Annotated in this window: 12 protein-coding genes; 8 read left to right on the plus strand and 4 right to left on the minus strand. The window is 73.1% G+C overall.

Annotated elements, in window-relative coordinates; all coding sequences use genetic code 11:
* Nucleotides 1-77 precede the first annotated feature (77 nt).
* Together ASD06_RS15465 and ASD06_RS15470 are read left to right on the plus strand one after the other, a co-directional pair.
* Entirely contained in the window at nt 78-644 is a 567-nt protein-coding gene (locus ASD06_RS15465) for a CBS domain-containing protein (protein ID WP_157371754.1), read from the plus strand.
* Complete coding sequence (locus tag ASD06_RS15470) at nt 641-1,933, plus strand: SLC13 family permease (RefSeq protein WP_056679685.1); 1,293 nt, start codon at nt 641-643, stop codon at nt 1,931-1,933. The genes ASD06_RS15465 and ASD06_RS15470 overlap by 4 nt, the downstream gene beginning before the upstream one ends.
* 126 nt (nt 1,934-2,059) lie before the next feature.
* Here ASD06_RS15470 and ASD06_RS15475 read toward each other — a convergent pair whose 3' ends face one another.
* Nucleotides 2,060-3,793: a glycerol-3-phosphate dehydrogenase/oxidase gene (locus tag ASD06_RS15475; protein WP_056679687.1), complete on the minus strand. Its 1,734-nt coding sequence runs from the start codon at nt 3,791-3,793 to the stop codon at nt 2,060-2,062.
* Between the two features lie 20 nt (nt 3,794-3,813).
* On the opposite strand from ASD06_RS15475, the gene glpK reads away from it, so the two are divergent.
* The 4 genes from glpK (at nt 3,814) to ASD06_RS15495 (ending at nt 8,296) form a co-directional block, all read left to right on the plus strand.
* Nucleotides 3,814-5,322, plus strand: a complete 1,509-nt coding sequence (gene glpK, locus ASD06_RS15480) for a glycerol kinase GlpK (protein WP_056679690.1) — start codon at nt 3,814-3,816, stop codon at nt 5,320-5,322.
* 136 nt (nt 5,323-5,458) lie between these two features.
* Nucleotides 5,459-6,724: a Na+/H+ antiporter NhaA gene (nhaA, locus tag ASD06_RS15485; RefSeq protein ID WP_056681074.1), complete on the plus strand. Its 1,266-nt coding sequence runs from the start codon at nt 5,459-5,461 to the stop codon at nt 6,722-6,724.
* Nucleotides 6,725-6,867: 143 nt separating this feature from the next.
* Nucleotides 6,868-7,326: a phage holin family protein gene (locus ASD06_RS15490; RefSeq protein WP_082538111.1), complete on the plus strand. Its 459-nt coding sequence runs from the start codon at nt 6,868-6,870 to the stop codon at nt 7,324-7,326.
* Between the two features lie 46 nt (nt 7,327-7,372).
* Nucleotides 7,373-8,296, plus strand: a complete 924-nt coding sequence (locus tag ASD06_RS15495) for an alpha/beta fold hydrolase (protein WP_056679692.1) — start codon at nt 7,373-7,375, stop codon at nt 8,294-8,296.
* Nucleotides 8,297-8,314: 18 nt separating this feature from the next.
* Here the strand turns inward: ASD06_RS15495 and ASD06_RS15500 are convergent, their stop codons facing one another.
* Genes ASD06_RS15500 through nth form a run of 3 tightly spaced genes read right to left on the minus strand, consistent with a single transcriptional unit; the run spans nt 8,315 to nt 10,889 of the window.
* Nucleotides 8,315-9,508 carry a MarP family serine protease gene (locus ASD06_RS15500; RefSeq protein ID WP_056679695.1) on the minus strand — a complete coding sequence of 398 codons (1,194 nt, stop codon included), beginning with the start codon at nt 9,506-9,508 and terminating at the stop codon, nt 8,315-8,317.
* Nucleotides 9,505-10,161, minus strand: coding sequence for a CoA pyrophosphatase (locus ASD06_RS15505; protein ID WP_056679698.1), 657 nt, complete (start codon nt 10,159-10,161; stop codon nt 9,505-9,507). Before ASD06_RS15505 ends, ASD06_RS15500 begins: the two co-directional genes overlap by 4 nt.
* Nucleotides 10,158-10,889, minus strand: coding sequence for an endonuclease III (gene nth / locus ASD06_RS15510; RefSeq protein ID WP_369853780.1), 732 nt, complete (start codon nt 10,887-10,889; stop codon nt 10,158-10,160). Before nth ends, ASD06_RS15505 begins: the two co-directional genes overlap by 4 nt.
* A 98-nt stretch (nt 10,890-10,987) precedes the next feature.
* On the opposite strand from nth, the gene ASD06_RS15515 reads away from it, so the two are divergent.
* Complete coding sequence (locus ASD06_RS15515) at nt 10,988-11,356, plus strand: hypothetical protein (protein ID WP_056679704.1); 369 nt, start codon at nt 10,988-10,990, stop codon at nt 11,354-11,356.
* A 129-nt stretch (nt 11,357-11,485) separates the two neighbouring features.
* Nucleotides 11,486-12,163 (plus strand): Crp/Fnr family transcriptional regulator, encoded by a 678-nt coding sequence (locus tag ASD06_RS15520; protein ID WP_056679707.1) that lies wholly within the window; start codon nt 11,486-11,488, stop codon nt 12,161-12,163.
* Nucleotides 12,164-12,253: the final 90 nt, after the last annotated feature.

Below are 12,253 nucleotides of genomic sequence, written 5' to 3' on the forward strand. Positions count from 1 at the left end.
CTGCCGCATCCCGCGGTCACTGTCTACACGTTCCAGGGGGCCGATCCGGGTGGAGGCGGCTGACTAGGGTGGCCGACATGCTGGCCAGAGACCTCGCGGAGCAGGTGCCGGTCGTCCGGCGGAGCGACAACGCCATGGAGGTCGCCCGGCTCATCGCCTCGCTGCGCCTCGCCGGAGTGGTGGTGGCCGACGCCCGAGGCGAGCCTGTCGCGCTGCTGCAGGGCTCCCAGGTGCTGCGGATCGTCGTCCCCCGCTACGTGCGGGAGGACCCTCGGCTCGCGCACGCCTACGACGAGGCAGGCGCCGACGAGCTGTGTGCCGGGCTCGGACGACGCACGGTCGGCGACCTGCTGGACGACGACGAGGTGACCGCACGCGAGCTGCCCCAGGTACGGCCGGACGACACGCTCGTCGAGATCGCGTCGGTGATGGTGCGCGAGAGCTCCTCGCTGGTGGTGGTGCGCGACGAGGACGGCGCGTCGTCGGGTGTCGTGACGCTCCCCCGGGTGATGGCGGCGGTGCTGCGCGCCGCGGGCCGCGAGGACGAACGCGTGGCCCACACGCTGGCGCACGACCTCGCCGACCTCGACAGCCCCCACGCCCCTCTCGCGGCTCCCGACGCCGACGCGGAGGACGACGCGTGACGGTGCAGGCCACCCTGGCGATCGTCGTCTTCGCGGGCGCCTACGTCCTGATCGCAACGGAGTGGGTGCACCGCGTGGCCGCTGCGGTCGGCGGCGCGGCGCTCATGGTGCTCATCGGCGCCACCGGCTCGCACGTCGCGTTCTTCAGCGAGGAGACGGGCGTCGACTGGAACGTCATCTTCCTGCTGCTCGGCATGATGATCATCGTCGGCGTGCTGCGTCAGACCGGCCTGTTCGAGTACCTCGCCATCTGGGCGGCCAAACGCGCGCGGGCCAAGCCTTTTCGGGTCATGGCGCTGCTGGTGGTCATCACGGCGGTCGCGTCAGCGCTGCTCGACAACGTCACGACCGTGCTGCTCGTCGCGCCGGTGACCCTGCTGGTCTGCGAGCGGCTCGGCGTCCAGCCCGTGCCGTACCTGATCGCCGAGGCCATGGCCAGCAACATCGGCGGCACCGCGACGCTCATCGGCGACCCGCCCAACATCATCATCGCGAGCCGCGGCGGCCTGAGCTTCAACGAGATGGCGGCGAACCTCGCACCGATCATCGTGGTGCTGCTGGTGGTGTTCGTGGGGCTGTGCCGTTGGCTGTTCCGGCACGCCTTCGTCGCCGACCCCGAGCGGGCGGCCAAGGTGATGGCGCTCGAGGAGCGCGAGGTGATCCAGGACGCCAAGCTCATGCGCCGCGGGCTGTTCGTGCTCGCCGTCGTCATCTCCGCGTTCGCCCTGCACTCGGTGGTGCACCTCGAGCCGGCGATCGTGGCCCTGCTGGGCGCCGGGGCGATGGTGCTGGTGTCGGGCCAGTCCTCGCAGACCTACCTGGCCGACGTCGAGTGGGAGACGCTCGTCTTCTTCATGGGCCTGTTCGTCATGGTCGGGTCGCTGGTGAACCTCGGGGTGATCGAACAGCTCGGCCAGGCCGCCACGAGCGCCGTCGGTGACCACTACCTCGCCGCGGGCGTCGGGCTGCTCTTCGGCTCGGCCGCGCTGTCGGGCATCGTCGACAACATCCCGTACGTCGCCACGATGGCGCCGCTGGTGAAGGGGCTCGTCGACGCGTCGGGCGGCGCGCCCGGCGCGCACGCGCTGTGGTGGGCGCTCGCCCTCGGCGCCGACCTCGGCGGCAACGCGACCGCCGTCGGCGCCAGCGCCAACGTCGTGGTGCTGGGCATCGCGGGTCGCAACGGCCACCCGATCTCGTTCTGGGAGTTCACCAAATACGGCCTCGTGGTGGCCGCCGTCACCGTGACCCTGTGCCTGCCCTACCTCTGGCTGCGCTACTACCTCTGATCGCCCCGGCCGCCCTTCCCCCGTTGATCACGTTCAGTGGGCGACACTCCGCTTGCCGAGGGTTGCACCCCTCGACAAGCGGTCGGAACCCTCGAGAAGGACGCCGCTCCCCGAACCGGGCGCCGCTCAGCGGGTGGCGGTGACGCGACGCAGGCCGGGCCGCGACTCGGGCGCCTCCAGCCTGGCGGCCTCGCTGGCGGGGTCGTTGGGGAGGCCCTGCGACCGGCGTTCGGCCTCCACCCGGCCCCGGTAGACCTCGGTCTCGTGCCGGACGGCGTCGGCGTCCCACCCGAGGACGTCGGCCACGAGGTCGGCCGCCTCCTGCGCCGCGTCCACACCCCGGTGCGGCGTGTCGATCGACATGCGGGTGCGTCGGGCCAGCACGTCGTCGAGGTGCAGGGCCCCCTCGTGCGTGGCGGCGTACCGCAGCTCGACTCGCAGGTACTGCTGCGCCGTCGTCACCGGCTGCAGCAGCGAGGGGTCGTCGTCGGCCAGGTCGAGCACCTCACCGACGAGCGAGCCGTAGCGCCCGAGCAGGTGCTCCACCCGCCACGGCGCCAGCCCCACCTCGCGCCCGATCTGCGGCGCGAGGTTCACCATCGCGGCGTAACCCTCGGCGCCCACGAGCGGCACGTGCTCGGTGACCGACGGCCGGATCGGCCCGAGGTCCTGCGCCGCGGCGTCGACGGCGTCTGCCGCCATCACGCGGTACGTCGTGTACTTGCCGCCCGCGATCGACACCAGCCCGGGCTGCGGGCGCGCCACCGCGTGCTCGCGCGAGAGCTGGCTGGTGTCCTCGCTCTCCCCCGCGAGCAGCGGCCGCAGCCCGGCGTACACGCCCACGATGTCGGATCGCGTCAACGGCACCGCGAGCACCTCGTTGACCGTGGTGAGGATGAAGTCGAGGTCGCTCGACGTCGCCGCCGGGTGCGCGAGGTCGAGCTGCCAGTCGGTGTCGGTGGTGCCGACGATCCAGTGCTGGTCCCACGGGATCACGAACAGCACGCTGCGGTCGGTGCGCAGGATCAGCCCGACCTCGCCGGCGATCCGGTCGCGCGGCACGACGAGGTGCACACCCTTGCTGGCCCGCACGCGGAACCGGCCGCGGCCGCCAGCCATGCGCTGGATGTCGTCGGTCCACACTCCCGTCGCGTTGATCACCGCGCGAGCCCGAACCTGTTGCTTCGCACCGGTTTCGACGTCTCGGACGACGGCACCGACCACCCGGTCGGCCTCGCGCACCAGCTCGACGACCTCCGTCGAGCTGCGCACGATGGCGCCGTAGTGGGCGGCGGTTCGGGCGACTGTGAGCGTGTGCCGGGCGTCGTCCGCCTGGGCGTCGTAGTACTGCACGGCGCCGACGAGGGCGTCGCGCTTCAGGCCGGGGAAGCGCCGTAGCGCACCGCCGCGCGACAGGTGCTTCTGCCGCGGCACCGACCGCGCGCCGCCCATGGTGTCGTAGAGGGTGAGGCCGGCGGCGACGTACGGACGCTCCCAGCCCCTGTGCGACAACGGGTACAGGAACGGCACGGGCCGCACGAGGTGAGGCGCGATGCGCGTCAGCATGAGCTCGCGCTCCTTGAGCGCCTCGGCGACGAGCCCGAAGTTCAGCTGCTCGAGGTAGCGCAGCCCACCGTGGAAGAGCTTGCTCGACCGCGACGACGTGCCGCTGGCGAAGTCGCGCGCCTCGACCAGACCCGTGCGCAGGCCGCGGGTGGCTGCGTCCAGCGCTGCCCCCGAGCCGGTGACGCCACCACCGACGACGAGGACGTCGAGCTCGCGCTCGCCGAGGGCCGTCCAGGCGTCGGCTCGCTCCTGCGGGCCGAGTCGGGTGGTCGAGGACGCCAGTGCGTGGGCCATGGCTCGATTATGGTGCGGGCATGTACGTGGCCGCGATCGACCAGGGCACCACCAGCACCCGCTGCCTCATCATCGATCACGACGGTCGGGTGGTGGCGGGTCATCAGCTCGAGCACCGGCAGTCGTTCCCGCGCGCCGGCTGGGTCGAGCACGATCCGTTGGAGATATGGAAGAACACGCGCGAGGTGTGCGCCGGCGCCCTCGCCCGTGCCGACCTCAAACCCGCGGACGTCGCGGCCGTCGGCATCACCAACCAGCGCGAGACGGCGGTCGTCTGGGATCGCGCCACCGGCGAGCCGATCCACCCTGCCATCGTGTGGCAGGACACTCGCACCGACGCCATCTGCCGCCGCCTGGGCGACCTCGGCGGGGGCGCCGACCGCTACCGAGCGCGCGTCGGTCTGCCGCTCGCCACCTACTTCTCGGCACCCAAGGTCGCCTGGATCCTCGACCACGTCGACGGCGCCCGCGAGCGCGCCGAGGCTGGCGAGCTGGCCTTCGGCACCATCGACTCCTGGCTGGTCTGGAACATGACCGGTGGACCGGACGGCGGGCGACACGTCACCGACGTCACCAACGCCTCGCGGACCATGCTGATGGACCTCGAGCGCCTGGCCTGGGACGAGTCGATCGCCCACGAGATGGGCGTCCCGACGGCGATGCTCCCCGAGATCTGCTCGTCGAGCGAGGTCTACGGCCAGGTGCGCGCTGGTGGGGTGCTGGCCGGCGTCCCCATCGCCGGGATCCTCGGCGACCAGCAGGCGGCGACCTTCGGGCAGGTGTGCTTCGAGCCCGGAACGGCCAAGAACACTTACGGCACAGGCAACTTCGTGCTGCTCAACACCGGCCACGAACGCGTCGTGAGCCGGCACGGGCTCATCACGACGGTGTGCTACCAGCTCGGCGACGCACCAGCGGTGTACGCGCTCGAGGGGTCGATCGCCGTGACCGGCTCCCTCGTGCAGTGGCTGCGCGACAACCTGGGTCTGATCGGCTCGGCCGACGAGATCGAGGCGGTGGCACGCAGTGTCGACGACAACGGCGGCGCCTACATCGTGCCTGCCTTCTCGGGCCTGTTCGCGCCGCACTGGCGTTCGGACGCGCGCGGTGTCGTGGTGGGCCTCACGCGGTACGTCAACCGCGGCCACCTCGCCCGCGCTGCGTTGGAGGCGGCCGCATTCCAGTCCTACGAGGTGATCCAGGCGATGAACGCCGACTCCGGCGTCCCCCTCACCGAGCTGAAGGTCGACGGCGGCATGGTGGCCAACGACCTGCTCATGCAGTTCCAGGCCGACCTGCTCGGCGTCGACGTCGTGCGGCCGGTGGTGGCCGAGACGACGGCGTTGGGCGCGGCCTACGCGGCTGGTCTCGCGGTGGGGTTCTGGGCGAGCACCGACGAGCTGGTCGCCAACTGGGCCGAGGACCGCCGCTGGCAGCCGAGCATGGCCGACGACCGGCGCCAGCAGCTGCTCACCGACTGGTCGCGCGCGGTCGAGCGCACCTTCGACTGGGCCGAGCCCGAGGACTGAGTCGCAGGCGGTCGCACCTGCTGCCGGTACCCTGGACGCGGAGCGCCGGGAAGTCTGGTCGGCCGCGACGTCTCACCTGACGCGTCGTGCCCCCGTGAGCCGCGCCCGGAGCGGCCCGACCGACGAGGAGCCGCCCGTGCCCAGCCCCGCCACCTCCCCCCCGCCGACACCTGCCCGCCGCCTGCTGCACCGCACGCGCAACCTCGCCGACTCGACGTTCGTCGCCGACGCCCTGCGCACCGAGACCGTCGGCGGCGTGCTGCTGCTGGTCGCGGCCGGCGTCGCGCTGGTGTGGGCCAACTCGCCCTGGCGCGAGGCCTACGACGCGCTCAAGCACCTGACGGTCGGGCCGGCGTCCCTGCACCTGCAGCTCGACCTCAGCCACTGGGCCAGCGACGGGCTGCTCGCGGTGTTCTTCTTCGTCGCCGGCCTCGAGCTCAAGCGCGAGCTCATCGTGGGCGACCTCAGCGACGTGCAGCGCGCCGTCCTCCCCGTGGTCGCCGCGGTGGCCGGCGTGGTCGTGCCGGCCGCCCTGTTCCTGGCGGTCACCGCGGGCACCGCCGGCGCCGCGCGCGGGTGGGCCGTACCCACGGCCACCGACATCGCCTTTGCCCTGGCGGCGCTCGCGGTCATGGGCTCGCACCTGCCGTCGGGGTTGCGGTCGTTCCTGCTGACGCTCGCCGTCGTCGACGACCTCATCGCCATCACGATCATCGCGGTCTTCTACACCGCCGACCTCGACGTGCGCTGGCTGCTCGCCGCCGTCGTCCCGCTGCTGGGGTTCGGCCTGCTCGCGCAGCGACGCCTCGGCCGGTGGTGGCTGCTGCTGCCGCTGGGCCTGGCGACCTGGGGTCTGGTGCACGCGTCCGGTGTGCACGCGACCGTGGCCGGCGTGCTGCTCGCCCTCACCGTGCCCGTGCGGTCGCGGACCGACGAGAAGCAGTCGCCGGCCGAGCGCCTGGAGCACGCCGTGCGGCCGTTCTCCGCCGGCGTCGCGGTGCCGGTCTTCGCGTTCTTCGCCGCCGGCGTGACCTTCGTCGGCGGCGGCCTGAGCGCGGCGGTTCGCGACCCGGTGGCCTGGGGAGTCGTCGTCGCCCTCGTGGTGGGCAAGGCGGTCGGGGTGTTCGGCGGCACGTGGCTCACCGCGCGGTTCACGCGCGCCGAGCTCGACGAGGGGCTGGAGTGGGGTGACGTGGGGGGCTTGTCGCTGCTCGCCGGCATCGGGTTCACGGTCAGCCTGCTCATCGGCGAGCTGGCCTTCGGTGAGGGGAGCCCGCGCGACGACCACGTCAAGGCCGCGGTGCTCGCGGGCTCGCTGCTCGCCGCGGCGCTCGCGGCCCTGGTGCTCCGCAGGCGCGACCGTGCCTACCGTCGCCTCGCCGAGGCCGACGCCACCCCCTGACCCCCGGTGCGACGCCGCAGCCATCCCGTCACCGTGCCACAACCTGGTGGTGCAGGGACGCCACGCAGCAGGCGAAGTGCGCCCGCTGCCCCTAGGCTCGAACCGGTCCGGACGTCGGACGCGCCACCAGGGAGGAGCCCGACATGAGCGACGCCACGGCGAGCACGCCGTCCCCCACCACGCCGCCCGTGGTGGGCCGGCCCCCTGCGGTGGACGGCGGTCGCACCCTCGGCCAGCTCGTGGCCGACGCGTCCTCGGACCTCTCGAGCATCCTGCGCAGCGAGGTGGCGCTGGCGAAGGCCGAGCTGAAGGCCGACGTGAAGGCGGCGGCCATCGGTGGCGCGATGTTCGCCGTCGCGGGGGTCGTGGCGTTCCTGGCGCTCATCCTGCTGCTCATCGCAGCGGCGTACGGCCTGGTCGCCGCGGGCCTGTCGCCGTGGCTGGCGTTCCTCATCGTCGCGGTGGTGCTTTTGATCATCACCGGTGTGCTCGCGCTGGTGGGCAAGTCGCAGATCGGCCGCGCCGGCCCGCCCGAGCGCACGGTGCGCACCACCAAGGAGACCGTCAACACCCTCAAGGGCATCAAGCCGCACACCCCCTGACTCCCGGGCGTCCGCCGCGGACGCCGCGATCTGTGAGACTGACCCCGTGACCGCCGTCGACGCCACGCACGTCCTGCACGACGGGCCCTGGCGCCACCGCTTCGTGGCCGCCAACGGCGCGCGCTTCCACGTCGCCGAGGCTGGTGAGGGCCCCCTGGTCGTGCTGCTGCACGGCTTCCCGCAGATGTGGTGGTGCTGGCGCGCCCAGATCCCGGCGCTCGCCGAGGCCGGCTACCGCGTCGCGGCCATGGACCTGCGCGGCTACGGCGCGTCCGACAAGCCGCCGCGCGGCTACGACACCCCCACGCTGGCCGCGGACGTCGCCGCCGTCGTCCGCTCGCTCGGCAGCGACGACGCGGTGATCGTCGGGCACGACTGGGGTGGGTGGATCGCCTGGTCGATGCCGGCCCTCGAGCCGGCCGTCACCCGCGCCGTCGCGGCGCTGTCGATCCCGCACCCCCTGGCGATGAAGCGCTCGCTGCGCCGCTCGGTCCGCCAGCTCGGCGCGAGCAGCTACATCTGGTCGTTCCAGCTGCCGTTCCACCCTGAGCGCCACCTGTCGAGCGGCGGGACGGCGGTGGAGGAGCTGCTGCGCAAGGGCTCCGGCACGTCGTGGCCCGGGGTCGACGACGAGGGCCGCGACATCGTGCGCACCTACACCGAGGCGATGCAGGTGCCGTTCGTCGCCCACTCGGCCATGGAGTACTACCGGTGGGTGGTGCGCTCGTCGGTGCGCTCGGACGGTCGCCGCTTCGTCGAGCGGGTCGACCAGCCGGTCACGGTGCCGGTGCTGCACATCCAGGGCTCGCGCGACCCCGCGGTGCTCGCCTCGACCGTGCGCGAGTCGACCCGTTGGGTGCAGGGCTCCTACCGCTACTTCGAGCTCGAGGGCGCCGGCCACTTCCTGCCCGAGGAACGCGCGGACGACGTCACCGCCCTGCTGCTGGAGTGGCTCGCCACGCTGCCGTGACCTCGGCCGGCTGACGGCTCAGCCGGCGGCGCAGGGGCCGGTAGACACCGTCCGGTCGGCCGTGAGCCCCCTCTGCAGCACCGGGCGCGCCTCATCCATCGTGAGGGCGTAGCCGGTGGAGTCGTCGTCGAGGCTCTTGGCGAAGACCACGCCGACCACGTGCCCCTGCGGGTCGAGCAGCGGTCCGCCCGAGTTGCCGGGCTGCACCCGCGCGTAGAGCGAGTAGACCTCGCGCACCGAGGGCTTGCTGCCGTAGATGTCCTCACCGCGGGCGGTGATGACGTCGCGGACGCGCGCCGAGTCGAGGCGGTAGGGCCCGTTGAGCGGGAATCCCGCGACGACGGCCTGGTCGCCTCGCGACAGGTCGTCGGCCCGGGTGAGAGCCGGCGCCGTCAGCCCGTCGACATCGAGCACCGCGAGGTCGCGCACAGGGTCGAAGACCACCACGCGGGCCGTGTACGAGCGGCCCGCGCCGCCCACGCGCACCGTCGGCTCGCGCACGCCCGCCACGACGTGGGCGTTCGTGACGACCACGCCCCGGTCGAGCACCCAGCCACTGCCCTCCTGAGACCGGCCGCACGAGCTGGCGTCGCCGGTGATCTTGACGATGCTCTCGGCCGCCCGCTGCACACCGGGGGTCTGCACGACCGCCGGGTCGGGCGGGGCGACCGGGCGGATGATCTCGGGGCCGAAGCCCTCGAACACTCGGGGGAAGCCCTCGGCGTCGAGCAGCGAGCGGAAGCCCGCGAACACCCGACCGGTCTGGGGCGGGACGACCTGGCCGATGGCGGTGACGATCCGCGACTGCGCGACGGCCCGCGACAGTGACTGCGAGGGGCCGCCGCGCACGGCCGCCGCGATGAGCCACACCATGAGGCAGACCGCGACGACGCTGGCCACGGCTCCCAGCAGGGCGTCGACCACTCGGGCCGGCCGCGCGGTCACGCGGTTGCGCAGCCGGACGCCCACCGCCACGGCGAGCGCCTGCCCCAGTGCGGCGGCGAGCAGCACGCCGACGACGAGCAGCAGCACGCGGCGCAGGTCGGTGCCGTCCATCGCCAGCGAGCGGTCGAGCAGGCGCGGCAGCCCCCACATCGCGAGGGCACCGCCGCCGAGGAAGCCGGCCAGCGACAGGAAGCCGACGACAGCGCCCTGGCGGTAGCCGGACACGGCGTACCCCAGGATCACGAGCGCGAGCACGAGGTCGATCACTGCAGCAGCGCCAGGACGTCGGCGGGCAGGTCGACCACGCGCTCACGCTGCCAGGGGAACGTGAGTCCCGCAAGGTCGAGCACCCGCGACAGCAGCCCGGCGGTGAACCCCCAGACGAACAGCCCGCGCACGGTGAACGCCGGCCCGAGGTATCCGCTCGGGTGACGGGCAGTCACGCGGTTGTCGGGGTCGAGCAGGTCAGCAAGGGGCACGCGCTCGACGCGGGCGACCTCGTCGGGGTCGACGGCGGTGACCGGCGACGGCTCGCGCCACCAGGCCAGCACGGGGGTGACGACGAAGCCGCTCGGCGGGAGGAACAGCGACGGCAGCTCACCCAGCACCTCGACGCCCTCCCGTAGGACGCCGGCCTCCTCGTGCGCCTCGCGCAGCGCGGCGTCGACCGGGCCGTCGTCGTCCGGGTCGAGCGAGCCGCCGGGGAACGACACCTGGCCGGCGTGCGAGCGCATCGAGCTGGACCGCTGGGTCAGCAGGACGTCGGGCTGGCCGGCGTCGTCGGTGCCGAAGAGCATGAGCACGGCCGAGGGCCGCCCACCCGACTCCGGCGGCAGGAACCGCGAGAGCTGCTCGGGCCGCGCGGTCGACGGCACGCTCGCCAGGCGGTCCAGCCAGTCGCTGGGCAGCGCCGGCGTCACGCCGAGGCCTCCTGCGCCCGCTCGTACTTCAGCAGCTTGCGGGCCTTGACGGGGTCGGTCTCGCCCTCGCCGTACGCCGGGCAGAGCCGCTGGATCGGGCAGGCACCGCAGGCCGGGCGCTTGGCGTGGCAGGTGCGGCGCCCGTGGAAGATCAGGACGTGCGAGAGCATCGTCCAGTCCTTGCGCGAGAACAGCGCACCGATGGCGTGCTCGACCTTGACCGGGTCGGTCTCCGTCGTCCAGCCGAACCGGCGCACGAGGCGCCCGAAGTGCGTGTCGACGGTGATGCCGGGGATGCCGAAGGCGTTACCCAGCACCACGTTGGCGGTCTTGCGGCCGACTCCGGGCAGGGTGACGAGGTCGGCCAGTCGGGGCGGCACCTGGCCGTCGAACCGCTCGACGAGCGCCGCGCTCAGCTTCAGGACGCTGTCGGTCTTGGCGCGGAAGAAGCCGGTCGGCTTGAGCAGCGTCTCGAGGTCGTCGCGGTCAGCCGCGGCCAGCGCGGCCGCGTCGGGGTAACGGGCGAAGAGCTGCGGGGTCACCTTGTTGACCATGACGTCGGTGGTCTGCGCCGACAGCACCGTGGCCACGAGCAGCTGCAGGGGGTTGTCGAAGTCCAGCTCGCAGTGGGCGTACGGGTAGAGCTCATGCAGCTCGCGGTAGGTCTTGCGGGCCCGGCGGACCAGGGCAGTGGGTGGCGCTTCGGGCGGTGTCGACACGCCCTTCAGGGTACGTGGCGCCGCTGACAGCTCGGGTCGATGATCCGGTCGGGTGAGCGTGGCCGGAGCATCTCAAGCGCCGCTCCCGCCGCTCCGACATCGCTGGGGTGAACCTCACCCTGCCAGCCGAGCGCGACGCCACCCCGTGCGAGCGGCTGCGCACCGAGCGTCGACGCCTCCTGGGTGAGGTGCAGCGCCTGTCCTGGCTGCGTCGGCTGGTGCAGGCGCGGTCGGACCTAGAGGTCGCCCGGCTCACCGGCCTCGACGAGCTGACCGGCCCCGGCGAGCTCGACCCGCTCGTGCGGTCGGCCCTGGTCGTGGGCGAGGTGCGCGGCCCCGAGCTGCTGCGGTCGCTGTCCGACACCGCCCGCGGCCTCGACGTAGCGGGGAACCAGGCCCGGGCCGAGCTCGCGCAGGCCACCGAGCAGCTGCTCGACCAGCTCGCCCAGGACCCTGCCCGCTGCCTCGGGCTCTGACCCTCAGGACCGGCCCCTCCCCGTGCGGCTGCACCGGGGGGCGGTGGTTAGTGTCGAACGTCACGGTAGGGCAGACTTCCCCCGGACGCGGGCGTCGACGGCTCCGCGCCGCCCGGCGAAGGAGACCTCGTGGACGACGACATCGTGCGCAGCGCCCCGCTGTTCGCCGCACTCGACGAGGAGTCGGCCGCCTCATTGCGCCGCTCGATGCTCGAGGTCAGCCTCGGCCGCTCGGAGGTCCTGTTCGCCGAGGGCGACCAGGGCGACCGGCTGTACGTCATCGTCGAAGGCAAGATCAAGCTCGGCCGCACGAGCAGTGACGGCCGGGAGAACCTCCTCGCGATCCTCGGCCCCGGGGAGATGTTCGGCGAGCTGAGCCTGTTCGACCCCGGTCCCCGCACGGCCACCGCGACCTCGGTGGGCGACACCCGACTCATCGGACTCGGCCACGACGCCTTGAAGCCGTGGCTGGTCCAGCACCCCGAGGTCGCGCTCACGCTGCTCAACGCCCTGGCCCGCCGGCTGCGCCGGACCAACGAGACGCTCGCCGACCTGGTGTTCTCCGACGTCCCCGGCCGCGTGGCCAAGGCGCTGCTCGACCTGTCGACGCGCTTCGGCCGCCCCACCGACGACGGCATCCTGGTGGCCCACGAGCTCACGCAGGAGGAGCTCGCCCAGCTCGTCGGGGCGTCGCGCGAGACCGTCAACAAGGCGCTCGCCGACTTCGCGACCCGGGGCTGGCTGCGGCTCGAGGCGCGCGCCGTCGTCCTCATGGACGTCGAGCGGCTGCGCCGCCGCGCGCGCTGACCCCACCGCGCCCTGATCGCGCCCGGCCAGAGACGGGCCAGGGACGGGCCACAGACGCGGTTCATGTCGCGTGGAGGCGTGCCGATAGGA

The sequence above is a fragment of the Angustibacter sp. Root456 genome, assembly GCF_001426435.1.
In the GTDB taxonomy this organism is placed as follows: Bacteria; Actinomycetota; Actinomycetes; order Actinomycetales; family Angustibacteraceae; genus Angustibacter.